22 protein-coding genes are annotated in these 24,048 nt (G+C 69.4%); 12 read left to right on the top strand and 10 right to left on the bottom strand.

The window, feature by feature from the left end; all coding sequences use genetic code 11:
* Window positions 1-138: 138 nt before the first annotated feature.
* Both IPJ61_RS07490 and IPJ61_RS07485 read right to left on the bottom strand, forming a co-directional pair.
* Window positions 139-654 (bottom strand): AAA family ATPase, encoded by a 516-nt coding sequence (locus tag IPJ61_RS07490; protein WP_297104896.1) that lies wholly within the window; start codon window positions 652-654, stop codon window positions 139-141.
* A gap of 46 nt (window positions 655-700) precedes the next feature.
* Window positions 701-1,297 carry a class I SAM-dependent methyltransferase gene (locus IPJ61_RS07485; RefSeq protein ID WP_297104894.1) on the bottom strand — a complete coding sequence of 199 codons (597 nt, stop codon included), beginning with the start codon at window positions 1,295-1,297 and terminating at the stop codon, window positions 701-703.
* A gap of 44 nt (window positions 1,298-1,341) precedes the next feature.
* Between IPJ61_RS07485 and IPJ61_RS07480 the strand changes: the two genes are divergently transcribed.
* Window positions 1,342-2,016 carry a class I SAM-dependent methyltransferase gene (locus IPJ61_RS07480; protein ID WP_297104891.1) on the top strand — a complete coding sequence of 225 codons (675 nt, stop codon included), beginning with the start codon at window positions 1,342-1,344 and terminating at the stop codon, window positions 2,014-2,016.
* Between the two features lie 10 nt (window positions 2,017-2,026).
* Here the strand turns inward: IPJ61_RS07480 and IPJ61_RS07475 are convergent, their stop codons facing one another.
* The 5 genes from IPJ61_RS07475 to pyrR form a co-directional block, all read right to left on the bottom strand.
* Entirely contained in the window at window positions 2,027-2,629 is a 603-nt protein-coding gene (locus IPJ61_RS07475; protein WP_297104889.1) for a GNAT family N-acetyltransferase, read from the bottom strand.
* A gap of 208 nt (window positions 2,630-2,837) precedes the next feature.
* The gene (gene gndA, locus IPJ61_RS07470; protein ID WP_297104886.1) at window positions 2,838-4,280 is read right to left on the bottom strand and encodes an NADP-dependent phosphogluconate dehydrogenase; all 1,443 of its coding nucleotides are present in this window, start codon (window positions 4,278-4,280) and stop codon (window positions 2,838-2,840) included.
* 95 nt (window positions 4,281-4,375) lie between these two features.
* A complete protein-coding gene (locus tag IPJ61_RS07465; protein ID WP_297104883.1) occupies window positions 4,376-5,638 on the bottom strand; it encodes a dihydroorotase in 1,263 nt (420 codons plus the stop codon).
* 12 nt (window positions 5,639-5,650) lie between these two features.
* Window positions 5,651-6,586 (bottom strand): aspartate carbamoyltransferase catalytic subunit, encoded by a 936-nt coding sequence (locus IPJ61_RS07460; protein WP_297104880.1) that lies wholly within the window; start codon window positions 6,584-6,586, stop codon window positions 5,651-5,653.
* Window positions 6,583-7,137, bottom strand: a complete 555-nt coding sequence (gene pyrR / locus IPJ61_RS07455) for a bifunctional pyr operon transcriptional regulator/uracil phosphoribosyltransferase PyrR (RefSeq protein ID WP_297104877.1) — start codon at window positions 7,135-7,137, stop codon at window positions 6,583-6,585. Before pyrR ends, IPJ61_RS07460 begins: the two co-directional genes overlap by 4 nt.
* Window positions 7,138-7,308: 171 nt before the next feature.
* Here pyrR and IPJ61_RS07450 point away from each other — a divergent pair, with 171 nt between their 5' ends.
* Window positions 7,309-7,503 carry a hypothetical protein gene (locus IPJ61_RS07450; protein WP_297104874.1) on the top strand — a complete coding sequence of 65 codons (195 nt, stop codon included), beginning with the start codon at window positions 7,309-7,311 and terminating at the stop codon, window positions 7,501-7,503.
* A gap of 62 nt (window positions 7,504-7,565) precedes the next feature.
* Here IPJ61_RS07450 and IPJ61_RS07445 read toward each other — a convergent pair whose 3' ends face one another.
* Window positions 7,566-8,294: a FadR/GntR family transcriptional regulator gene (locus IPJ61_RS07445; protein WP_297104872.1), complete on the bottom strand. Its 729-nt coding sequence runs from the start codon at window positions 8,292-8,294 to the stop codon at window positions 7,566-7,568.
* Window positions 8,295-8,388: 94 nt separating this feature from the next.
* On the opposite strand from IPJ61_RS07445, the gene IPJ61_RS07440 reads away from it, so the two are divergent.
* The 8 genes from IPJ61_RS07440 to IPJ61_RS07405 all read left to right on the top strand — a co-directional run bounded on the left by IPJ61_RS07440 (window position 8,389) and on the right by IPJ61_RS07405 (window position 17,543).
* Complete coding sequence (locus tag IPJ61_RS07440; RefSeq protein ID WP_297104868.1) at window positions 8,389-10,011, top strand: ABC transporter substrate-binding protein; 1,623 nt, start codon at window positions 8,389-8,391, stop codon at window positions 10,009-10,011.
* Window positions 10,012-10,086: 75 nt separating this feature from the next.
* Window positions 10,087-11,052: an ABC transporter permease gene (locus IPJ61_RS07435; protein WP_297104865.1), complete on the top strand. Its 966-nt coding sequence runs from the start codon at window positions 10,087-10,089 to the stop codon at window positions 11,050-11,052.
* Window positions 11,052-13,118 (top strand): dipeptide/oligopeptide/nickel ABC transporter permease/ATP-binding protein, encoded by a 2,067-nt coding sequence (locus IPJ61_RS07430; RefSeq protein WP_297104862.1) that lies wholly within the window; start codon window positions 11,052-11,054, stop codon window positions 13,116-13,118. Before IPJ61_RS07435 ends, IPJ61_RS07430 begins: the two co-directional genes overlap by 1 nt.
* The gene (locus tag IPJ61_RS07425; protein ID WP_297104858.1) at window positions 13,119-13,910 is read left to right on the top strand and encodes an ATP-binding cassette domain-containing protein; all 792 of its coding nucleotides are present in this window, start codon (window positions 13,119-13,121) and stop codon (window positions 13,908-13,910) included.
* Window positions 13,911-13,926: 16 nt separating this feature from the next.
* A complete protein-coding gene (locus IPJ61_RS07420; RefSeq protein ID WP_297104855.1) occupies window positions 13,927-14,844 on the top strand; it encodes a dihydrodipicolinate synthase family protein in 918 nt (305 codons plus the stop codon).
* Window positions 14,841-15,767 carry an ROK family protein gene (locus IPJ61_RS07415; RefSeq protein WP_297104852.1) on the top strand — a complete coding sequence of 309 codons (927 nt, stop codon included), beginning with the start codon at window positions 14,841-14,843 and terminating at the stop codon, window positions 15,765-15,767. The genes IPJ61_RS07420 and IPJ61_RS07415 overlap by 4 nt, the downstream gene beginning before the upstream one ends.
* A gap of 38 nt (window positions 15,768-15,805) precedes the next feature.
* The gene (locus tag IPJ61_RS07410) at window positions 15,806-16,483 is read left to right on the top strand and encodes an N-acetylmannosamine-6-phosphate 2-epimerase (protein WP_297104848.1); all 678 of its coding nucleotides are present in this window, start codon (window positions 15,806-15,808) and stop codon (window positions 16,481-16,483) included.
* A complete protein-coding gene (locus tag IPJ61_RS07405; RefSeq protein ID WP_297104845.1) occupies window positions 16,464-17,543 on the top strand; it encodes a sialidase family protein in 1,080 nt (359 codons plus the stop codon). Before IPJ61_RS07410 ends, IPJ61_RS07405 begins: the two co-directional genes overlap by 20 nt.
* 1 nt (window position 17,544) lies before the next feature.
* On the opposite strand, the gene pepN is transcribed toward IPJ61_RS07405, so the two are convergent.
* Complete coding sequence (gene pepN / locus IPJ61_RS07400) at window positions 17,545-20,130, bottom strand: aminopeptidase N (RefSeq protein WP_297104842.1); 2,586 nt, start codon at window positions 20,128-20,130, stop codon at window positions 17,545-17,547.
* Window positions 20,131-20,180: 50 nt separating this feature from the next.
* Here pepN and ligA point away from each other — a divergent pair, with 50 nt between their 5' ends.
* Window positions 20,181-22,274, top strand: coding sequence for an NAD-dependent DNA ligase LigA (gene ligA / locus IPJ61_RS07395; protein ID WP_297104838.1), 2,094 nt, complete (start codon window positions 20,181-20,183; stop codon window positions 22,272-22,274).
* A 220-nt stretch (window positions 22,275-22,494) separates the two neighbouring features.
* The gene (locus IPJ61_RS07390) at window positions 22,495-23,352 is read left to right on the top strand and encodes an Fpg/Nei family DNA glycosylase (protein WP_297104835.1); all 858 of its coding nucleotides are present in this window, start codon (window positions 22,495-22,497) and stop codon (window positions 23,350-23,352) included.
* On the opposite strand, the gene IPJ61_RS07385 is transcribed toward IPJ61_RS07390, so the two are convergent.
* On the bottom strand, window positions 23,328-23,999 hold the full coding sequence (locus tag IPJ61_RS07385; protein WP_297104831.1) for a fructose-6-phosphate aldolase: 672 nt from the start codon (window positions 23,997-23,999) through the stop codon (window positions 23,328-23,330). The genes IPJ61_RS07390 and IPJ61_RS07385 overlap by 25 nt on opposite strands.
* Window positions 24,000-24,048: the final 49 nt, after the last annotated feature.

Raw genomic sequence — 24,048 nt, 5'->3', positions numbered from 1 at the left:
TGGAGCAATGCGGCTGCGTCCGTCGGACTCAGGGCTTGTTACGGACTACTGCGGCTGCTTCCGTCGCTCTACCGACACAGGCAGCCGCAGTAACTCGGATCTGCCTGTGAACCCGACGGAAGCAGCCGCGTTGGCGCTTCAGTTTCCTTCCTTGTGCGTGGCACAGGGGTTTTCGGTCAGGAGTTCGTCGGCCGACGGCGGCTCGAACTGACCAGTCCACTCCTTGAGCTTGGCCTCAGGCACAGGGAACGCGCCGGCGGGTGAGTGGGCGTTCCTGGCTCTGATGCGGCTCAGCATGAGCTCGTCCGAGGCGCCCGAGTAGTGGATCTGGAAGCCGACGCCGAGGTCCTGGGCGAGGGCGCGAAGTTCGTCGCGCTCGCTCCTGGCCCAGAATCCGAAGTCCAGAATCACGTCCACCCCCAGGGCGAGCACCCTCGTAGCGGTCTCCTGAAGGAGGGCCTCGACTGCTGCGTGACGCTGGTCATGCAGTAGCCAGGCTGCGTGATCGCTGTCGTCGTCGACGTCGGACCCGAACAGTCGAATGTGCCACTCATCGACGGTGAGCCTCAGTGCAGAGTGCTCGGCCTCAAGCCTCCGCGCCGTGGTGGTCTTTCCGCTGCCAGGAAGCCCCACCATCAGATGCAGCGTCGTCATGAGCCAATTGTCCAACGCTGCCCACGGTCGCCCGGGGCGGGCTCGGTCAGCGGACGGCGAGGATCGCGCCGTGCGTTCGGTTCGGGCGGTCGGTGCGGGACTCCGTGTGTCTCACGGTGAAGCCTGCGGCTTCGACCTTCGATGCGAGCAGGTCGATCGGCCAGTGGTAGGCGGTCGTGATCGCGTGGGCGAACGAGCCAAGCTCCGAGCCCGCGAAAAAGCCGACAGCGAGACCGCCGTCCGGGCGCAGGCAGCGGGCGAACTCCGCGAGCGGTTCGTCTATGCGCGCGGGATCGGTGTGGATGAGCGAGTACCACGCGAGCACTCCGCCGAGTGTCCCGTCGTCGACGCCGAGGCTCTCCGACCTGCCCGCCCGATAGCGCACACCGGGATACGTCGCCCGTGCGTGCTCGATGAACGCGGGCACGGGGTCGACGCCCTCGACGGACACGCCCAGCTCCATGAGATGGTGCGTCCACTGGCCAGGCCCGCAGCCGACGTCCAACACGTGACCCTCCAGCGCGGTGGCCCACTGCGTCACGAGTGCCAGGTCTGCCTCAGCCACGTGTTCGATGCGCCCGACGGCATCGATGTACTCGACAACCCGCGAGCCGTAGGCATCGGAGATCGATTCGAGAGTCACGTCGTCACCCTAATCTCGGGTTGCGTCGATGCGAGGATGGAGTCATGGCAGGACAACGGATCAGCGACGCGGTGGGCGCGGCATTCCTCGAACGCATGCGGAGGCTGAACGCTCGGCATCCGTGGAGTCACAACGATCATTTTCACAGCTGGATCGTCGCGAACCTGCCGGAGCCGTGCCGGTCGGTGCTGGATGTCGGCTGCGGACGGGGCGAGCTCCTCGCAGCTCTCGCGCCGCATGTCGGGCGGGTCGTCGGGGCTGACATCGACGCCGAGATGCGCGCGCACGCAGCGAGCCGCTGTACGGGGTTGCCAAACGTCTCCATCACCGACCGGCCGTGGAACGAGGTCGACGGCCAGTTCGATGCGGTGACGATGATCGCCGTGCTGCACCACCTGCCGACCGAAGAGGCGCTGCGCGATGTGAGGCGCCTGCTTTCCCCGGGCGGGCGCTTCCTCGCCGTCGGACTGGCTGTCCCCGCGAGCGTCGTCGATCACGCGTGGGACATGGTGTCGATGGCGACGAACCCGCTGATCGGGATGGTCAAGCACCCATGGCCGAGCCGCGTGACGGAGTCGTCGGACCCGTTCCCTGTGAAGGACCCCACGCTGTCGTTGGCCGAGCTCGAGGAGATCGTGCAGAAGGTCTTGCCTGGAGCGGTCGTGCGCCGTCACCTCGGCTTCCGCCACACCATCTGGTGGACGAAGCCAGCGGCCTAATCCCCAGCCGTCAGCTCGCCGGTTCTCCAGCGTTCTCTCGTGGCTCACTCAGGGTCTGCCAGGTGTGGCGGTCGATGGCGAAGTCGAGGTGGGGCATGTCGACGCCGCGGTAGTGCTTCATGAAGCGTCGACGCACCGTCATCCCGTTGCGGATGGCCACGTTCATCGACGCGATGTTCGTGTCGCGGATGATCGAGTGGATGCGCTCGGCGCCGAGTTCGCGGAAGGCCCAGTCGCGGCAGGCCCGCGCGGCTTCGATGGCGTAGCCGCGGCGCCAATGCGCGCGGTTGAACAGGTAGCCGACCTCGAGGACGCGCTCGTCGCCGACCAACTGCCACGTCACGCCGCACTGCCCGATCATCGGGCCGGCGCCGTCCAACTGCACGGCCCACATGCTGAACCCGTCGGTGCGGTCGCGCTCCTGCATCCGCTCCAACCAGCGTTGCACTTCCTCGTCGCTGAAAGGACCCTCGTAGGCCACCATCGTTTCGGAGTCCTGCAGGATCGCGGCCAGATCCGGCAGGTCAGCGTCGACCATCCGGCGAAGCCCCAGCCGCTCCGTCGTCAGCACGAAACCATCGTCTGCGGGTTTGTGCGCGAGGGAGTCGGTCATGCGAGGAAGTCTGCCAGGCAGGAACTGTACGGGCGCGGTGCGACGGAGAAAGTCGTCTGAAGTGGGTGCTACTCGGCAACCCGAACGGATCCACCGCTACTTCGCCTTTTTGGGAGGAGATCCTCCCAAAAAGGCCAGTTAGCGGCGGATCGAGTCGGGTTGCCGAGTATGCGGGCGAGGAGAGCCGACGGTACGGCTCCCGGCCGGGTCAGTGGCCGTCGGTTGCGCTGATCTCGGCGCCGTCGGTCGACCAGTTGACGTGGAAGGCGCCCTCGCGGTCGATCCGCTTGTAGGTGTGGGCGCCGAAGTAATCGCGCAGGCCCTGGGTGAGGGCCGCGTTCAGACGCGGGGCGCGGGCCTGGTCGTAGTGGGCCAGGGCGGCGGCGAAGCCAGGGACGGGGACGCCGGCCTTGACGGCGACGGCGACGACCTCGCGCCACGCGTCCTGCGCGTCGGCGAGATCGGCCGCGACCGACGGCGCCTCCAGCAGCGTGACCAGCTGCCCGGCGGCGTACTCGGAGCGGATGCGCTCCAGCAGCTTCGCGCGGATGATGCAGCCGCCGCGCCAGATCTTCGCGACCTCGCCGACGTTGATGTCCCAGCCGTACTCCTCGGCGGCCATGCGAATCTCGTCGAGACCTTGCGCGTACGCGACGACCTTCGATGCCCACAGCGCCTGCCGGATCTGCTCAACGAAGACGTCGCGGTCGGCGACGGCGATCGTGCCGTCAGGCCCGCTCAGCGCCTTCTGTGCCGCGGCGCGCAGCGCGGGAGACGAGGAGACGGCGCGGGCGAAGACGGACTCGGCGATCGTGTTGACCGGCGTGCCCAAATTCAGCGCCGACTGCACCGTCCACGTGCCGGTGCCCTTCATGCCTGCAGCGTCGACGATCACCTCGACGAGCGCCTTGCCCGTGGTCGCGTCGACCTTGCGCAGCACCTCGGCGGTGATCTCGATCAGGTAGGAGTCGAGATCGCCGGTGTTCCAGGTGGCGAAGACGTCGGCCATCTCGGCGTGGCTGAGGCCAAGGCCCTTCAGAAGCTCATAGGCCTCGCCGATGAACTGCATGTCGGCGTACTCGATGCCGTTGTGCACCATCTTCACGAAGTGCCCTGCGCCGTCGGTGCCGATGTAGGTGCAGCACGGCTCGCCGTCGACCTGAGCGGCGATGGACTCCAGGATCGGGCCGAGGGCCTCGTACGAGGCGGGCGAGCCGCCGGGCATGATCGACGGCCCCTCAAGCGCGCCGACCTCGCCACCGCTGATACCCGCGCCGACGAAGTGCAGGTTGTGCTCGCGCAGCGCCTTCTCGCGGCGACGCGTGTCCTCGAAGAAGGCGTTGCCACCGTCGACGACGATGTCGCCCTCGTCCAGCAGCGGCACAAGCGCGTCGATGGTGGCGTCGGTGCCGGCACCGGCCTGGACCATGATGATGATCCGACGGGGCTGCTCCAGCGAGGCGACGAACTGGGGCAGGTCGACGGCGGGGCGGAAGTCGCCCTCGGTGCCGTGCTCGGCCATCACGGCGTCGGTCTTCGACGTCGTGCGGTTGTAGATGGCCACGCGGTGCCCGCGGCTCGCCAGGTTGCGCGCCAGGTTCGAGCCCATCACGGCCATGCCGATCACGCCGACGTTCGCCAGCTCAGTCATATCGTCTCCTGTAGTTCGGTGTTGTCGGGAGTCTATTGGTTTCACTTCGACACGACTCGCGCGAGCTTCACCCAGCGAGTCGGCTCGGCTGCGCCTCAACCAGCGCGATAGGTCTCCCTGCCGCGGAGGTAGGTGGCCACGACGGGGTCGGGGAGGGTGAGTCCGTGGTACGGATTGTTGCGGCTCAACGACGACGAGGCCTCCCGGTCGACGGTGTGTGTGCGCGACGGGTCGATCAGCACGAGGTTCGCGGGTTCCCCGACGGCGAGAGGCCGCCCCTGTCCGGTCAGCGAGGCGACGCGCGCGGGGGAGTGGCTCATCCGCTGGGCGACGCCGGCCCAGTCCAGTCGACCCGGCTTCACCATCGTCTCGATCACCACGGCCAACGCCTGCTCGAGTCCCAGCATTCCGGGGCGGGCATCGACGAACGCGTGGTCCTTGTCCTGGGTCGCGTGCGGTGCGTGGTCGGTGGCGACGACGTCGATCGTGCCGTCGGCGAGCGCCTCGCGCACGGCCTCGATGTGCTCGGAGGTGCGCAGTGGGGGGTTCACCTTGTAGACGGTGTCGTAGCTCGTCAGGTTCTCGGTCCCCAGCAGCAGGTGATGCGGCGTGACTTCGGCGGTCACGTTGATGTCGCGCTTCTTGGCCCAGCGGACGACCTCGACGCCCTCCGCGGTCGAGATGTGGCATACGTGCAGGCGCGACCCGGTGGCCTCGGCCAGCTGTACGTCGCGCGCGATGATCGTCGACTCCGCGACGGCGGGCCATCCCCCCAGACCGAGGCGGCCGGACAGCTCGCCCTCGTGGCAGCAGGCACCCGGACCGGCGAGATACGCGTCCTGGGAGTGCTGCGCGATGACGCCGCCGAAGGGCTTGACCCATTCCAGCGCGCGCCGCATCAGCTGCGGATTCATGACGCATACGCCGTCGTCGGAGAACATCGTCACGCCGGCGCGCGAGCGGTTCATCAGCCCCAGCTCGGCCAACTCCTCGCCGCGCAGGCCCTTGGTGATCGCCCCGATGACGACGACGTCGACCAGCCCGGCCTCGCGCCCCAGCTCGAGGATGTGTTCGGCCTTCTCCGCCGTGTCGGTGACGGGCGTGGTGTTGGCCATGGCGCACACCGCGGTGAACCCGCCCCGCGCGGCGGCCTCGGACCCGGTGCGGACCGTCTCGGTGTCCTCGCGCCCGGGCTCGCGCAGGTGCACGTGGACGTCCACGAGGCCTGGCAGTGCGACGAGACCTTCGCAGTCGACGACGTCGGCGCTCGGCGCCTCGGTCGCGATCGCACCGTCGACGATGGCGAGGTCGGTGCGCGTGCCATCCGGCAGGGTGACTCCGCGGAGAAGCGTGCTCATATCTGGATCCTCTCAGTTGGCCGTGCCGTCGCCGGCGAGTAGGTGGTAGAGGACGCTCATCCGCACGGCGACCCCGGCGCTGACCTGGTCGAGGATGATCGAGCGGGAGGAGTCGGCTGCGGCAGAGGAGATCTCGAGCCCGCGATTCATCGGTCCTGGGTGGGCGACGCACGCGCCCGGCTTCAGGAGCGCAAGGCGCCGGGGCGTGAGCCCGTACGCGTCGATGTACTCGCGCTCCGAAGGGAAGAACCCACCGCTCATCCGCTCACGCTGTACGCGCAGCATCATCGCGACGTCCGCGTCGGGCAGCACAGCGTCGAAGTCGTCCGAGAGGTCGACCCCCCAGGTCTCGACGCCGGGCGGCATCAGCGTCGGCGGCGCGACCAGCACGACGGACACGCCAAGCAAGCCGAGCAGCAGCACGTTCGAGCGGACGACCCGCGAGTGCAACAGGTCGCCCGTGATGGCGACGCGCTTGCCCTCCAGGTCGCCCAGGTCATGTGCGCGGAGGTGGCGGCGGATGGCGTGCGCGTCGAGCAGCGCTTGCGTGGGATGCTCGTGCATGCCGTCGCCGGCGTTGATCATCGACGCCCGCACCCAGCCCGCGGCCTGCGCCACCGAGCCGGATCCTGCGTGCCGCATCACGATCGCGTCGACGCTCATGGCGTCCAGCGTCATCAGCGTGTCCTTCATGGACTCGCCCTTGCTGACGCTGGATCCCTTGGCCGACACGTTGATGGCGTCCGCCGACAGCCACTTCGCGGCCAGCTCGAACGACGACCGGGTGCGCGTCGAGTCCTCGAAGAACAGATTGACGACGGTGCGGCCACGCAGCGCGGGCAGCTTCTTTATCGGCCGCGACTGCACGTCGTGCATCTCCTCCGCGGTGGCGAGCAACTGCTCGGCCTCCGCACGCGTGAGGTCGGCGATGCTGAGGAGGTGCTTCACGAGGCGCTCCGCTCGCTCGGGTCGGCAGCGGGCCGCGACAGCGTGACGAGGTCCTCGCCGTCAGACTCCGTGAGGCGTACGCGGACGCGTTCGGCGCGGGCGGTGGGGAGGTGCTTTCCGACGATGTCCGCCTGGATGGGCAGCTCGCGATGCCCGCGGTCGATCAGCGTGACCAGCTGCACCGCGCTCGGGCGGCCGAGGTCGGCCAGCGCGGCGAGCGCCGCCTGAACGGTGCGGCCGGAGTACAGCACGTCGTCGACGAGGACGACGACCTTGCCGTCGATCGGCCCGGGGATGATGGTGTGGCCGACGGGGCGCGTCGGGTTGGTGCGCAGGTCGTCGCGGTACATCGTGATGTCGAGCTGCCCGTGGGGGAGGGGGTGCCCCTGCGCCTCCGCGATGGAAGCCAGCCGCGCGGCGAGCGGCGCGCCGCGGGTCAGGATGCCAAGCAGGACGACGCCGTCGGCGCCCCGATTACGCTCCAGCAGCTCGTGCGTCATGCGGGTCAGCGCCCACGACATGTCGACGGCGGAGAGGATGGTGCGGTCCATCGCCTGCCCTTCTGAACCGGTGTCGGTTCATCGGTTTCACCGGAGTGCGTCACGTCGCCGTCCGGCTCAACCAGCGGTTGTGGTCGGGGGCGAATCTACCGCAGAACGGTGCCCGTCCGGTGCCTCGAAAAGGACGGCGAAACGGGTGCGGGTTCGGGTAGAGTGCCGCGCATGAGCATGCTGCTACTTGAAACACTCCCCGGTTGGCCCGCCGCGGAGCCGATGTCCACCATGCACCTGCTCCTGCTCACGGTCTTCGGGCCCCTCGCCGTGGGCGGTCTCTTCGCGCTGCTGTACTTCATGCGGAAGCTGACGGGCAAGGAGACGGACGCGCCGAGCACCGAGGTCGCCACGCGCGACAACTGAACGCTGTAGACGGGGCGGCCGGGATTATCCCGGCCGCCCCGTCGTCGTTAGTACGCCACGCGTCAGTGCACCCGGCTCGGAACCGGGGTCGCGTCCAGCACGCGGAGGAGTGGCGCGTAGTGCGCCTCGACCGCAGCCCGGTAGCTGTCGAGGTCGCCTTCGACCGCGGCGTTGAGCATCTCGCGGTGCGCGCGGACGGTGTCGGCCAGGTCCCGCGGCGTCGCGACACCCAACCGGGGCGCGACGAGCGTGTACACGTCCCAGAAGGCGGCGACGAGCTGGCCGTAGAGCTCATTGCCGACCATGTTCGCGATCGTCAGATGGAAGCAGCGATCCTCGACGCCGAAGGTCTCGCCACGGTCGCTGTGCTCGGCCATGGCCGAGCAGAGTGAGTCGAGCTCCGCGAACTCCGCGGGGTCGGTGCCCCGCAGGTGAGCGACGACGCTGGGCGCGATGGCGAGATCGAGCGCCTGGCGCACCTCGACCACCTGCCTGAGCGTCTCGAAGTCCTTTCCGGGAAGGACGACGCCCTTGAACGTGAGTCCCTCCACCAGCGGTCGCAGCGACATAGGGCCGACGAACATACCCGTCCCGTGGTGTACCTCGATGATGTCGAGCGTTGCCAGCGTGCGGATCGCCTCGCGGAGGTTCGCGCGGGAGACGTCGATGAGGTCGGCCAAGTGGGCCTCGGTGGGCAGCGCGTCGCCGGGTTTCAGGCCCTGCTCGAGGATCAGCTCCTTGATGGCATCGATGGTCTGGCGCAACCGCTGCGGCGCACGATCTCTCGACATGCGACCCTCCTCTTCTGGATGGCGTCTCCTCCTTGACGACGACGAAATCATGGCACATGATTAGACATCAGATGTCTGAACTCTAGGAGGACCAATGACGAACCCCCTACGGCGGCGCGAGCTGTTCACGCTCACCGGTGCCTTCGGTGCTGCCGCCGCCTTTACCGCGACCCTCTCGGCCTGCGGCTCGCAGCCGCCAGCGACGACTCCGGGGACGACGCCCGCTACGGGCCCGAGTGCGGCTCCAGGTGGGGAAGCGGGGGCCGGCGACATCGTTGCCCCCATCTCATACGAGCTGGGGACCAACGGCTACGACCCCATGACCACCACGTCCGCCCTTACCGTCGCGGCCAACTGGCACACGCTCGAGGGCCTCACCGAGCTCGATCCCGCCAGCCGCGAGACTTACGCCGCGCTTGGCAAGGAGCTCCCGAAGCAGATCGACGACAAGACCTACGAGGTCACCCTCCGCGACGGCGCCGTGTTCCACGACGGGACCCAGGTAACCGCCGACGACGTCGTCTTCTCGTTCGAGCGCGTGCTCAACCCCGACAACGCGAGCCTGTACGCCTCGTTCATCCCCTTCGTCGATGCCGTCACGAAGAAGGACGACGCGACGGTCACGATCGCCCTCAAGTACCCCTTCTCGCTGGTGGCCGAGCGCGTCGCCGTCGTGAAGATCGTGCCGAAGGCCGCCGTGGAGGCGGATGCGAAGGCGTTCGACCTGAACCCCGTCGGCTCCGGACCGTTCAAGATGACCGACAACGGCGCCAGCTCGCAGCAGGTCGTCTTCGAGAAGTTCGACGGCTACACCGGCACCCGTCCGGCCAAGGCCGCCACGATGACCTGGCAGATCATCCCCGACGACTCCACGCGAACCAACGCGCTCAGCTCCGGCACCGTGCAGGCCATGGACTCCGTCCCGGCCGCGAACCTGGCGTCGCTCGCCCAGGCCAAGACGGTGGCCGCACAGCAGGGCTTCGGCCTGCTTTTCTTCATGTTCAACTGTGGTTCGGCGCCCATGGACGACGTCCGCAACCGCCAGGCCATCATGTCGGCGCTCGACTACGAGAAGATCTGCACCGTGGGCATGTCGGACCTGGCCACGCCGGCCACGAGCTTCGTGCAGAAGGAGCACCCCGCCTACAAGGCCGCGAAGGTGCAGTATGTCGGGCAGCAGGCCAAGGCCAAGGAGCTGCTCGCGGAGACCGGCCTGAAGAAGGTCCGCCTCCTCTCCTCCGACCACGGCTGGTTCGCCGCCGTGCGCCCGATGATCAAGGAGGCGCTGGAGGCCGCGGGCCTGAGCGTCGACTACGAGGAGAAGAAGTCGGCCGACGTCTACGCCACCATCGACGGCAACCCGGATGCCTTCGACATCGTGGTCGCCCCCGGCGATCCCTCGGTGTTCGGCGACGACGCCGACCTGCTGCTGCGCTGGTGGTACGCGGGCGACACTTGGACCGACTCGCGCATGCACTGGAAGGGCCAGGACTCGTACAAGCAGGTCCAGGAGCTCCTCGACAAGGCCGCCGCGGCCACGGGCGACGAGCAGCTGGGCCTCTGGCATGAGATCTTCGACGTCGTCAGCGACGCCGTCCCGCTGTACCCGGTGTTCCACCGCAAGTCGCCGACGGCGTTCGACCCCGAGACCCTCGTGGACTTCAAGCCGATCCCGGTGACCGGACTGTCGTTCCTGGACGTCTCCTCCACGAAGTAGTCCATCCGCGGCCGACGGGGTCGGCGACTCGCACGAGCGAGGACCGGCCCCGTCGTCCCGGAGAGGAGCTCCCTTATGGCCAATCTTCTTCGACTGCTCGGCCGGCGCATTGTCGCGCTGCCGATCATGGTGCTCGGCGTCACGCTGCTTGTCTTCATCGTGATGTCCTGGTCCACCGCAGACCCCGCCCGTCTCGCCTTGGGCGAGAGCGCCTCCGCCGCCGCGCTGGAGGCCTACCGCGAGGCCCACGGCCTCAACGATCCACTGCTCGTGCGCTACGGCCGCTACATCGCGGGCCTCCTGCAGGGCGACCTCGGTCAGTCCTTCACGGGCGTGCCGATCTCCCAGATGGTGGCCAAGAACTTCCCCATCACGCTGCAGATCACGTTTGTCGGCCTCGTGTTCGCCGTGATCCTCGCGCTGGTGATGGGCATCCTTGCCGCGCTGTACCGCGACCGCTGGCCCGACCAGGTGATCCGCCTGATCTCGATCGCCTCGCTGGCGACGCCGTCGTTCTGGCTCGCGCTCCTGCTGATCCAGGCCTTCGGCAACGTCCCGGGAGGCACGCATACCTTCCCCGCCGTCATCACGCAGTGGGTGCGCTTCGGTGACAACCCGGGCGGCTGGTGGATCCAGATCTTCCTGCCTGCCTTCGCCCTTGCCGTTCCCGTGGCGGGATCGCTGACCCGCGTCGTTCGCACGGCGATGGTCGAGGAGCTCGACCGCGACTACGTGCGCACCGCCATCGGCGCGGGCATCCCGCGCGGGGTCGTCGTCGGCCGCAACGTGCTGCGCAACGCGCTGATCACGCCGCTGACCGTGCTGGGCCTCCGCGTCGGCTACCTGATGGGCGGCGCCGTCGTCATCGAGATGATCTTCAACATCCAGGGCATGGGCCAGCTGATCTTCCAGGGCATCACCCGCAACGACATCAACATCGTCCAGGGCGTGACGATCACCGTCGCGATCGCGTTCATCGTCGTCAACGTGATCGTCGACCTGCTCTACGTCATGGTCAACCCACGGATCAGGAGCATCTGATGCTTGCTGCAGAATCTCGCAAGAAGCTGGCGCAGCCAGGGCTGCGCTTCCAGGGCCTGAAGGCCATGCCGATGGGCTCGCGCATCGCGCTCGGTGTGCTGTTCCTGATGGTCCTGCTGGCGATCTTCGCCCCGCTCGTCGCGCCCTACTCGCCCGACGCCGCAGGCCTCGTCCCGCCGGACATGATGACAAAGCAGGAGATCACCATCGAGGGCGTCGGCACGACGGTGGTGGCCGACAGTTCCATCCCGCCGAACGGCTCGTTCTGGTTCGGGACCGACGAGCCGGGCCGCGATGTCTTCTCCCGCATCGTCTTCGGCGCGCGCGTCTCGCTGATCGTCGGCCTCGCTGCCACCGGCCTCGCGCTCGTCGCGGCCGCCGTGCTGGGATCGGTCGCTGCGACGGCCGGCAAGGTCGTCTCCGAGGTGCTCATGCGCGTCCTCGACATCGTCATGAGCTTCCCCGGCATCGCGCTGGCGGCGGTCATGGTGACGGCGCTGGCGTCGCGACTGCCGATCCTTCCGGTGGTGATCATCTCGATCGCCTTCCTCTACGTGCCGCAGCTCACCCGCGTGGTGAGGGCCAACGTGCTCGCGCAGTTCGGCGAGGACTACGTGGCCGCGTCGAAGGTGATGGGCGCGAGCACCACCTGGATCCTGATCCGTCACGTGGCGCGCAACTGCCTCGCGCCGATCATGGTGTTCGCCACCGTGCTGGTGGCCGACGCGATCGTCTTCGAGGCCTCGCTGTCATTCATCGGCACCGGCATCACGTCGGTCAATACGCCGACGTGGGGCAACATGCTGAGCGAGGGCAAGGCCTTGCTGCTTTCGGGCCACTGGTGGGTGACGTTCTTCCCCGGCCTCTTCATCCTGATCACCACGCTCAGCCTGAACGTGCTGTCCGAGGGCCTGACCGACGCCTTGGCCTCGCCCCGCATCCGCAGCAGGGCCACCGTCGTCGACGTGGCCGAGGCCGAGCGTGGCGCCGCCGCCATCGCGGACTCGTACGCCGCCCAGGGCGCATCTCTCGCCCAGCGGCTCACCGCCCTGGAGAGGGCGGAGCTCGCCCGCGACGACCGCCTGATCCTTGCCGACCCCGGCGCGGCCCCGCTGCTCGAGGTCGAGAACCTGAGCATCTCGTTCCCCGGCGCGCACGGCGACGTGCGGATCGTCGACAACGTCTCCTTCTCCGTCCGCCCGGGCGAGACGATGGGACTGGTCGGCGAGTCGGGCTGCGGCAAGTCGATCACCTCGATGGCGATCATGGGCCTGCTGCCCGACACGGCCCGGTTCGAGGGCTCCATCCGGTTCGCAGGCCAGGAGCTGCTGACCATGGGCCCGAAGCAGCGCAACGCGCTCCGCGGGCACGAGATGAGCATGGTCTACCAGGACGCGCTCAGCTCGCTCAACCCGTCGATGCTGATCCGCTCGCAGATGGCTCAGCTGACCAAGCGTGGCGGACAGCGCTCCGCGGAGGAGCTGCTGGAACTGGTGGGCCTCGACCCGGTCCGCACGCTGAAGTCGTACCCGCACGAGCTCTCCGGCGGGCAGCGCCAGCGGGTACTGATCGCCATGGCGCTCACCCGCAACCCGCGCCTGGTGATCGCCGACGAGCCGACCACCGCGCTCGACGTCACCGTGCAGGCGCAGGTCGTCGACCTGCTGAACGAGCTGCGCGAGAAGCTGGGCTTCGCGATGGTCTTCGTCTCGCACGACCTCGCGCTGGTCGCGAAGGTGGCCCACCGGATCACCGTCATGTACGCGGGCCAGGTTGTGGAGCAGGCGGCAACGGCCGAGCTGCTGACCAACCCGGTGCACGAGTACACGCGAGGCCTGCTGGGCGCCGTGCTCTCCATCGAGGAGGGTCACGGGCGGCTGCATCAGGTGCCGGGAACGGTGCCCTCGCCGCGCGAGTTCGTGGCGGGGGACCGGTTCGCGCCCCGCTCCTCGCACCCGACGGCCGGGCTCGACGCGAAACCGACGCTGCGTCGGGTCGACGGCACCGACCACCTTTTCGCTCGCACCGACGAGCTGGCCGCCGTGCTCGCGAAGGAGGGCCGATAGATGACCGAACCCGTGATCGAACTCAGAGACGTGCACGTCGTCCACAAGGCGCGCACAGGGAAGCTGTTCCGCCCCGACCGCGTACACGCGGTCAACGGCGTGAATATCTCCGTGAGCAAGGGCGAGACGCTCGGGCTGGTGGGAGAGTCGGGATGCGGCAAGTCGACGCTCGCCCGCGTCATGGTGGGCCTTCAGCCCGTCACCAGCGGCGAGGTCCGGCACAACGGGGCGCCCATGAAGCTGAACGCGGCGGGCCGCCGTGAGCTGGGGCGGGCGGTCTCCGTCGTGTTCCAGGACCCGGCGACCGCGCTCAATCCCCGCATGGCGGTACGGGACACGCTGCTCGACCCGTTCCGGGTGCACGGCATCGGCACGCCGGCCGCGCGGGAGGCGAGGGTCAAGGAGTTGCTCAGCCTCGTGGGCCTGCCGCAGTCGGCGCTCGACGTGCTCCCGCGGCAGATCTCCGGCGGCCAGCGCCAGCGCGTGGCGATCGCCCGCGCGCTCGCGCTGGGACCGGACGTGATCATCGCCGACGAGCCCACCTCCGCGCTCGACGTGTCGGTCCGGGCCCAGGTGCTCAACCTCCTGACCGACCTGAAGGACGAGCTCGGTCTCGGCCTTGTGTTCATCAGCCACGACATCAACACCGTGCGGTTCATCTCGGACCGGATGGCGGTGATGCTCGCCGGCCAGGTCGTCGAGACCGGACCGGCGGACCAGGTGTTCGCCAACCCCTCCAACGACTACACGAGGGACCTCCTCAGCGCCGTCCCCTCCCTCCTCGAACAGTGATAGGAAGTCTCACGCAATGACCGCCATCCGGGGACTCGTTCCCCCCGTCGTCACCCCGTTCCACGCCGACGGGTCGCTCGACCTCGACAGCCTCGACCGTGTCGTCGAGCATCTCATCGCCGGCGGTGTGCACGGCCTGTTCATCCTCGGCTCGTCCGGACAGGTCGCCTATCTGACGGACGAGGAGCGCGACGACGTCGTACGCCGCGTCATCGCCACGGTGGCCAGCCGCGTGCCGGTGCAGGTCGGCACGCCCGATTTCACCGCGCGCCGCATGGCCGCGCACGCTCGCCGGGCCCAGGACATGGGCGCCGACGCCGTCGTCGTCACCGCGCCGCTGTACGCGCTCAACGACCAGGCGGAGATCGACCGGCACTTGCGCATGGTGTCGAGCGCCGTCGACATCCCGGTCTTCGCCTACGACGTGCCGGTGCGCGTTCACACAAAGCTGGGGCTGAACCTGCTGATCAACCTCGGCCGCGACGGCGTGATCGCCGGCGTCAAGGACTCGTCCGGCGACGACGTCGCCTTCCGTCGCCTCGTCATGGCCAACGCCGAGGCCGGTCACCCGCTCGAGCTGCTGACGGGTCACGAGGTGATGGTCGACGGGATGCTGCTGCTCGGCGCCGACGGCGCGGTTCCCGGCCTCGCCAACGTCGATCCGGCCGGCTACCGCCGCCTGTGGGACGCGGCGCAGGCTGGCGATTGGGCGGCAGCCCGCACCGAGCAGAACCGCTTGACGGAGCTGTTCGAGATCGCGTTCGTGCCGCAGGGTCGCTCGGGCGACGCCGGCGGCATCGGCGCCTTCAAGGCGGCGATGGCGCTGCTCGGCATCGTCGACTCCGCCACCATGCCCGCCCCTCTCGAGGGCCTGAGCGGCGCCGACGTGGCCGCCATCCGCGAGATCCTGGTCAAGGTGGGGCTGCTGGTATGACGGCGGCCGTCGCGGTCGACCTCGGCGGGAGCAAGACCGCCGCCGCCCGCGTGTCGGCAGACGGTGGGATCGGCGAGGTGCTGGTCGCGCCGACCCCGGCAGCCGACGGCCCCGAGGCCGTGCTCGACACGGTCACCGGACTCGTCGCACGGCTGTGGGACGACCATGTCGTGGGCGTCGGCGTCGGCACCGCCGGCGTCGTTGACCCCGAGACCGCGACCATCGTGTCGGCGACCGACGTGTTCGCCCGCTGGGTCGGCACGAACCTGGCCGACGGCGTGCGCGGCCGGCTCGGCCTCAGCGGGGACACCGTGGTCGAGGTCCGCAACGACGCCGACGCCCACGCCCTCGGCGAGTCCTGGCTTGGCGCGGGGCGCGGCCGCGGCTCGATGTTGATGGTCGCCGTCGGCACCGGGGTCGGCGGGGGAGTGATCCTGCCCGGTGGGCTCTGGACCGGCGCCCACCGGCTGGCCGGTGAGGTCGGCCACGTCCCGACGCCGGGTGCCGAGGACTTCCGCTGCCCCTGCGGCCGCCTCGGGCACCTGGAGGCGCTTGCGGCAGGCCCGGCGATCGAGCGCCGCTACGCCGAGCTCGCGGAGGAGGTGCTGCCCGGGCCGGAGATCACGGCGCGCGCGGAGGCGGGCGACGCGACCGCCGCGTTCGTCGTCGCGGCCGCCGCAACAGGGCTGGGCACCGCGATCGCAGGCATGGTCACGCTGCTCGATCCCGCCTGCGTCGTGCTGGGCGGCGGCGTCGCCCAAGCGGGGCCCGCTTGGTGGACCCCGCTGCAGGCCGCCTGCCGCGCGACGCTGGTAGACCTCGTCGCCGACATCCCCCTGCTGCCCGCTGAATTGGGGCCACGCGCCGCCCTCTTCGGCGCCGCGAAGGCCGTCTTCGACGGCGTCTCCGTTCCCACCCGATAGTCCCCGCGCCATTTCCGTCCGATAGCTTGGAGAACGCTATGACCGACATCCTGACCGCGCTCCGCGGGCGACTGATCGTCTCCTGCCAGGCCTACCCCGGCGAGCCGATGCTCGACCCCCGAACTATGGCCCAGGTGGCCCAGGCCGCCGTCGCGGGAGGCGCCGCGGCCATCCGCGGCAAGGGCCTCGACGACCTGCGCGCCATGCGGGCCGCGGTGGACGTGCCGATCATCGGCCTGGTGAAGGAGGGAGCCGAGGGGGTCTACATCACGCCGACGCTTGAGTCCTGCCTCGCCGTCGCGGAGACGGGCTGCGAGATCGTCGCGCTCGACGGCACGCGCCGTCCCCGCCCGGACGGCCGGACGCTGGCCGAGACGATCGAAGGCCTGCGCGCGTCCTATCCCGATGTGGTCGTCATGGCCGATTGCGGGTCGATCGGCGACGCCGTCGCCGCGCTCGAGGCGGGCGCCGACGTGATTGGCACCACGCTCGCCGGCTATTCGGGCGAGCGTCCGAAGACCGCTGGCCCCGACTGGGAGTTCGTCGATGAGGCCGCCCTGCTGCCCGCGCCGGTCTTCGTCGAGGGCCGCGTGCATTCGCCGGCCGACGCGGCCGAGGCCATCCGCCGCGGAGCCTGGGCCGTGGTCGTCGGAACGGCCATCACACACCCGAGCACCATCACATCCTGGTTCGCCGATGCCGTCGCGGGGGCCTGACGTGGAGATCTTCTCGCTGGCCCGGGTCGGCGACGTCGTCGAGGGCGCTGCCTTCGAGCGCACGTGTCCGCGCATCCCGGCGCTGTGCGTCACGCCGACCGGACGGGTCATCGCAGCCTGGGACGTCCGTGCGGACTGGCGGGACCTTCCCGGCGCGTTCGACATCGCATACCGCGTCTCCGACGACGACGGCCGCACCTGGGGTGCGGTGCGGATCCTGCGGCGCCACGAGGGAGCGCACGGCTTCGGCGACGCGAGCCTCATCGCCGATCCGGCGACGGGGCGGCTGCATTGCTGGTGCGTCGGCAGCCGCGGTGAGAGCTACTTCTCGGCCGAGCCCGGCCGCGAGGGGTTGTCCTTGTGGCTGTCCACGTCCGAGGACGACGGCGAGACGTGGACGCACCGTGACCTCACCGCGCTGCGCCCGGCGGACGTCGGCGGCATGTTCGCCGCCTCGGGCAACGGCTGCGCGTTGGCGAGCGGTCGGCTGCTGCAGGGCTTCGTGCTGCGGGTCGACGACCAGAACTACACGGCCATCGGACGCAGTGACGACGGTGGCGACACCTGGGCGCTAGGCCCGCGCATGGGTCCGGACTGCGACGAGAACAAGGTCCTCCCGCTGGCGGACGGTTCGGTGCTCCTGCACGCACGCGCGCGGCCGCGTCGGCGCTGGGCCGTCTCCACCGACGGCGGGGAGACCTTCGGGGAGCCGGTGCCGCACGATGCGCTGATTGACCCGGCTTGCAACGGTGGCCTCGCCACCTGGGGCGACCTCACCGTCGCGACGCTGCTCGACGACGAACACGAACGCCGACGGCTGACCCTTCGCTTGTCTTTCGACGATGGTCGAACCTGGCCGGGACAGGCGCTGCTGGATGCAGGCCCGTGCGCCTACTCCGTTGCCGCCGAACTCTCGGATGGCGCCTTCGGCGTCCTCTGGGAGGCCGGCGACTACGAGGAACTCCTTTTCGCGCGCATCCCCGCCGGAGGCGCGGCCGACGTTGTCGCTCGCGGCGGTCCCGCCGGCGCCGCGACCCCGCCGATGGTCGGGGTCGTCTGAGCTAACCGCGGCTGCGCTCCTGGGCGCGCAGCGCGCGGCGGGCCTCGTCGAGACGTTCGGTCACGGAGCGACGCACCTGCTCGGAGGGTTCGTTGCCGGCCAGCCACGCCGACACCGTCGCGACGAGCGAGTCGGTCACCAGCGGCGTCGGGAACAGCCAACGCAGAGCGGTACCGATGATCGCATAGCCGCGCTCGGACCAGACGCCCTCGCGGCGCGAGATCTTACCCAGCAGGTCCAGGTACGCGGCCGGGTACGGTTCCAGCACCTCGTCCTGGCCGAAGCGCCAGAACCCCATGCAGATCGCGCGGTGCGTCTCGTTGGGCACGTCCGGGTCACTGGTCGCGAGCGCCCAGGCCTCGGCCTTCGCGTCGGCGTCAGGCAGCGCGGCGGCGGCTCCCGCGGCGCTCTCCGCGCCCGCGGAGGTGTTGTCCCGCTCCAGTTCGGCGGCGATCCGGTCCTCGCCGACTACGCCCAGCTTCGCCAGCGCGGAGACGATCGTCCACCGCATGCCAGTATCGATGGCGAGCCCTGCGGGGACCTCCTCGCCGTCGAGCCACCCGGCGATGAGCGTGGCGCCCTCGCCCGCGCGAACGGCGGAGATCAGGGCCTTGGCGACGAGGACCTGCTTGTCGGAGCCGGGTTCGGCCTGCTTGAGCAGGCGGGCGAGGCCTGCCACCAGGCGGGTGTTCAAGCCGTCGCGAAGCTCGGGCGCGGTGAACGCCAAAGCCGCGTTCGACGCCTGGGCAAGCAGCGTCGAGACCGCGGCCATGTCGTGCTCGCTCGGCAACCCGGCCAGCACAAGGGTGACGAACTCCTGGGCGGGCAGCTCGGCGTCGCGGGTGGCCTCCCAGAACGATGCCCACGCGACGGCGCGGGCGAGCGGGTCGGCCAGGCCGCCGAAGTGCTCGGCGAGCACGGCGCGGCTGTCGGCGTCGAGGTGGATCTTGGCGTAGGTGAGGTCGCCGTCGTTCAGGAGCACGACGTCGCCGCGCTTCTGGCCGACGAGCTGCGGGATCTCAGTGAGCGCGCCGGCGACGTCTGATTCGACCAGCTCGCGGCGCGCGAGCGTGCCGTCTTCGGCCAGATCGTAGAGGCCGATGCCGAGGCGGTGCGTGCGCAGCGTCGGCCAGTCGGGGTGTGCCGACTGCACGACGGCGAAGCGTGTGAAGCGGCCCTCATCGTCGACGTCGAAGTCGGCGGTGAGCGTGTTGACGCCCGCCGTCTCCAGCCACTCGGAGGAGAACCAGCTGAGGTCGCGCCCGGAGGCGGCCTCCAGTTCGACGAGCAGGTCGCTCAACTGCGTGTTGCCCCAGGCGTGCTTTCCGAAGTACTCGCTCACGCCGGCGAAGAACGCGTCGCGACCGACGAACGACACGAGCAGCTTCAGTACGGAGGCGCCCTTGGCGTAGGTGATGCCGTCGAAGTTCTGCTCGACCTTCTCCAGGTCCGACATGTCGGCGGCGATCGGGTGCGTGGTGGACAGCTGGTCCTGCAGGTAGGCCCAGGCCTTGCGCTCGTTGCTGAACGACGCCCAGGGATTCGCGCCGGTGCCGTACTGCTGGGCGATCTCGTGGTTGGCGAAGTGGGAGGCCCACTCGGCGAACGACTCGTTCAGCCACAGGTCGTCCCACCAGCGCATGGTCACGAGGTCGCCGAACCACATGTGCGCGAGTTCGTGCAGGATCGTGTTGTCGCGGGCGTCCAGTTCCCGCGCGGTCACGCGGGAGCGGAACAGGTACTCGTCGCGGAACGTGACGCAGCCCGCGTTCTCCATCGCGCCGGCGTTGAACTCCGGCACGAAGATCTGGTCATAGGTGGCGAACGGGTACGGCACGCCGAAGGCGGCCTCGAAGACCTGGAAGCCGCGGTCGGTGGTCTCCAGGATGCGGTCGGCGTCGAGGTACTGGGCCAGCGACTGGCGGCAGGCCACCGACGCGGGCACCGGCCCGTCGACGGAAGTGACCTCGCCGCGGACGACGTGGAACTCGCCCGCGACAAGGGCGGTGATGTAGGTCGAGATGCGAGGGGTGGCCTCGTGCTCGAAGCAGCCGTTCCCGTCGCCGATGTCGGTCGGCGCGACGCTCGGCGCATTGGTGAACACCTCCCAGTGCGACGGCGCCAGCACGGTCAGCTGAAAGGTCGCCTTCTGGTCGGGCTGCTCGGCGACGGCGTACATGCGCCGCGAGTCGGCCGTCTCGAACTGGGTGTACAAATAGGTCTTGCCATCGGCGGGGTCGACGAAGCGGTGCAGGCCCTCACCGGTGCGCGAGTAGCGGCAGGTCGCGACGACACGGATCACGTGCTCCCCGGGGGAGAGCTCGGGCAGCGGTAAGCGGTAGCCGTCGAAGCCGGAGGTGTCGAACGGGTCGCCGTCGAGCGTGGCCTCGCGGATGTCGTCGGCGATGAGGTCCAGGTGCGTGCTGCCGCCCTCGGACTCCAGCCACAGCTCGGTCGTGGAGACGAACGTGCGCTCGGGATCTGTCACCTCGCAGCCGGTCAGGTCGACGACGACCCGGTACGCCTCGGTGCGGATAACCTCGGAACGCGCCGCGGCCTCTTCCCTTGTGATGTTTGCGGTAGCCATAGCACTGAACAGTAGTAGGACTGTCAGAACGGTGTGGAACGATGGCGCTCATGACCGAGGAGAACCAGGCAGAGGCGGGCGTCGAGTCGCCGGAGTTGCGGCGCCGGTGGACGGATCTGAACGCCGCGCTGACCGAGGCCCAGGAGGCGTACTACGGGGTCGACCAGCCCGTCTTGTCCGACGCGGAGTACGACGAACGGATGAGGGAGTTGGAGGCCCTCGAGGCCGCATACCCGTCGCTCGTGACGCCGGACTCGGTCACCCAGCGCGTGGGCGCCGCGCGCATCACCGACTTCGCACCGGTCACGCACCGCCGCCGGATGCTCAGCCTTGACAACGTGTTCAGCGACGAGGAACTCGAGGGGTGGCTGACGCGCACGCCGTCGGAGCGGTACCTATGCGAGCTGAAGATCGACGGCCTGGCCGTGAACCTGCTGTACCTCGACGGCAGGCTGGCCGTGGCGTCAACCCGCGGCGACGGGCGCGTGGGCGAGGACATCACCCCGAACGTGGAGCGGGTGACGGGCGTGCCGCGTCGGCTTCCCGCGGGTGCGCCGTCGGTGCTGGAGGTGCGCGGGGAGGTGTTCTTCCCCGTCGCCGGGTTCGAGCAGCTGAACGAACGGCTGGTCGCCGAGGGCAAGGCCCCGTTCGCCAACCCACGTAACTCGGCGGCGGGGTCACTGCGGCAGAAGAATCCGGAGGTCACCGCGTCGCGGCCCTTGCGGATGCTGGTGCATGGCGTCGGCGAGGTCGAGGGCGCGACGTTCGCGTCGCAGTCCGAGGCGTACCAGCACCTGGGCGAGTGGGGTCTCCCGGTTCCGGAGACGGCGCGCGTGGTCCGGTCCCCCGCGGAGGTCGCGGAGTTCGTGGCCTACTACGGCGAGCACCGCCACGACCTCAGCCACGAGATCGACGGCATCGTGGTCAAAGTGGATGCCATCGCGGAGCAGGACCGCCTCGGGTCGACGTCGCGCGCGCCGCGCTGGGCGATCGCGTACAAGTACCCGCCGGAGGAGGTCAACACCAAGCTCCTCGACATCCAGGTCAACGTCGGCCGGACGGGGCGCGTGACGCCGTTCGGCGTGATGCAGCCGGTGTTCGTCAGCGGCTCGACCGTCGAGATGGCGACGCTGCACAACGCGTTCGAGGTGGAGCGCAAGGGCGTGCTGATCGGCGACACGGTCGTCCTGCGGAAGGCAGGAGACGTCATCCCGGAGATCGTCGCCCCCGTCGTCGCGCTGCGCGACGGCACGGAGCGGGCCTTCGTCATGCCGACACACTGCCCATCCTGTGGCACCGAGCTTCGACCGGAGAAGGAGGCCGACAAGGACATTCGCTGCCCGAACGCCCGCTCCTGCCCCAGCCAGCTGCGGGAGCGGCTGTTCGGCCTCGCAGGGCGCGGCGCCCTCGACATCGAGGCGCTCGGCTGGGAGGGAGCGGGCGCGCTGCTCGACTCCGGCATCCTCACCGACGAGGGCGGCCTCTTCTCCCTCACCGCCGACGACCTGCGCCGCACCGAGCTCTACACGCGCGCCGCGAAGCCCGCCGAGCTGGCCGACGGCAAGGGCGTACGCGACGGGCGCGTGCTGTCGACCGTCGGCCTCAAGCTCCTCGCAAACCTGGAGACGGTGAAGGAGCAGCCGCTGTGGCGCGTGCTCGTCGCGCTGTCGATCCGCCACGTCGGCCCCACCGCGGCGCGCTCGCTCGCGGCGCGGTTCGGCTCCATGGAGGCCATCCGTGCCGCCACGGTCGAGGAGCTTGCCTTCGCCGACGGCGTCGGCGGCGTGATCGCGGAGTCCGTGAAGGCCTGGTTCGAGGTCGACTGGCACCGCGACATCGTCGAGGCCTGGGCCGCGGCGGGCGTGCGCATGGCGGACGATGTCGACGAGTCGACGCCGCGCACGCTGGAGGGGCTGACGGTCGTCGTCACCGGTTCGCTGGAAGGGTTCACCCGCGACGGTGCGAAGGAGGCCATCATCTCCCGCGGCGGGAAGGCCGCGGGATCGGTCAGCAAGAACACGGACTATGTCGTCATCGGCGCCAATGCGGGGTCCAAGGCGGCCAAGGCGGAGCAGCTCGGCCTCCCCGTGCTCGACGAGGCCGGCTTCGTCGAACTGCTTGCCAACGGCCCGTCGGCGGGCTGACGCCGGGGGAGGAGCTTGGCGCGGAGGGCACGGTCGCGGTTGACGAGGCCCGACACGCCGTCGCGCCCGAACTCCCGCTGCTGCTCCTCCGCCATGGTCCCAGCCTAGTGGTCCGCCGCGCCTGAAGGTGCGGATCAGGACGCGGGCAGGCGCGACGGGCCGCCGCTGGGGCGCCAGAAGCCGCAAGCTACTTGCGACACGCGGCACTAGGGTGGCTCCCATGCCCGAGGGTCACGTCATCCACCGCCTTGCCGACGAGTTCACTGCCACGTTCGGCGGTAGACCCGTCTCCGTGTCGTCGCCGCAGGGACGGTTCGACGTCGCGGATCTCGATGGCGCGGTGCTGGAACGCGGGGACGCCGTGGGCAAGCATCTTTTCCTCGACTTCGCGACGGGCGAGACGGTTCACATTCACCTCGGGCTGATCGGGAAGCTCCGGTTCGAACCCTTCGGGCCGCCGGTCGGGCAGGTGCGGCTCCGTGTGACCGACGGCGTGACCGCCGCCGACCTGCGCGGCCCGCAGTGGTGCCGCATCATCACGCCGGCGGAGCGCGATGCCGTCGTCGCGGCCAGCGGACCGGACCCGCTGCGTGCCGACGCCGATCCGGGTGTTGGGTACGAACGGCTGCGGAGGAGCGGGAAGTCGATCGCCGCGCTGCTGATGGACCAGCGGATCGCCGCAGGCATAGGCAACATCTTCCGCGCTGAGGTGCTCTTCCGGCACCGCCTCGACCCCACCGTCCCCGGCCGGGAGCTGTCCAGGAAATCATGGGACATCCTGTGGGACGACCTCGTGGGCCTGATGGAGACCGCTGTCGAGCGCGGCCGCATCGACACGGTCGATGACGACCATTCGCCCGAGATCCAGGGGCGCCCGCCGCGGGTGGACCGCCACGGCGGCGAGGTCTACGTCTACAGGCGCACCGGCCAGCCCTGTCTCGTCTGCGGCACCGAAATCCGGACAACGATGCTTGAGGGGCGCACCATGTACTGGTGCCCGCGCTGCCAGCGACGCAAGACCGCGGCGCCGACGAGAGAGTCACTTTCTGCGGCTCAGGGAAGGGTCGTCGTGCCGTAGACGGACTCCCAGTCGGCGATGAAGTCGTCGACGGCGTGGGCGATGTCCGGCGCGGAGAGAGCCTGGCGGAACAGCTTCGGCGAAAGGGTCACGGCATCCGCGCCGGACTCGAGTGCGTGCGAGACCTGGGAGATGTTCTTGAAGCTGGCGGCCATGATCTTGCTCGGTGCGTTGAAGCGCGTGATGAATCCAGAGAGTGCTTCGAGCGTGCCGCGGGTGTCGATGTCGAGGGCCTGCATCCGGTTGTAGTACGGGGCGAGGTAGTCGACGCCGGAGGCGATGGCGAGGAAGCCCTGGGTCTTGGAATAGATCGCCGTCGCGGTGACCTTGACCCCCTCTTCCTTGAGGATGCGCATGGCCTTGAGCCCCTCCTCCGTCAGCGGGATCTTTGGATAGACCTGCGCGTCGATCTTGTCCAGGAGGCGGTGTGCGTCGTCGATCATTCCCTGTGCGTCCTTGGCGAGGACCTGGACGTGGAGCGTGCGCTTCGTGCCGATGATCTCCCGGATCCGGCGGAAGTGCGCGTAGAAGTCGACCTTGCCCTCGGCCTTGAGAATGGTGGGGTTGGTGGTGACTCCGGTGACCGGGTAGATGGGGGTGAGGCGCTCGATGTCGCGCAGGTTCGCGGTGTCGAAGAGGATGTCCATGCGGCGAGGCTACTCTCGGGGAGCACGCGTTGTCGGCAAACTGTTCTGT

The sequence above is a fragment of the Tessaracoccus sp. genome (assembly GCF_016714275.1).
Classification (GTDB): Bacteria; Actinomycetota; Actinomycetes; order Propionibacteriales; family Propionibacteriaceae; genus Arachnia.
The sequence above is the reverse complement of the archived record's forward strand: the minus strand, read 5'-3'. Positions and strand labels throughout refer to the sequence as shown.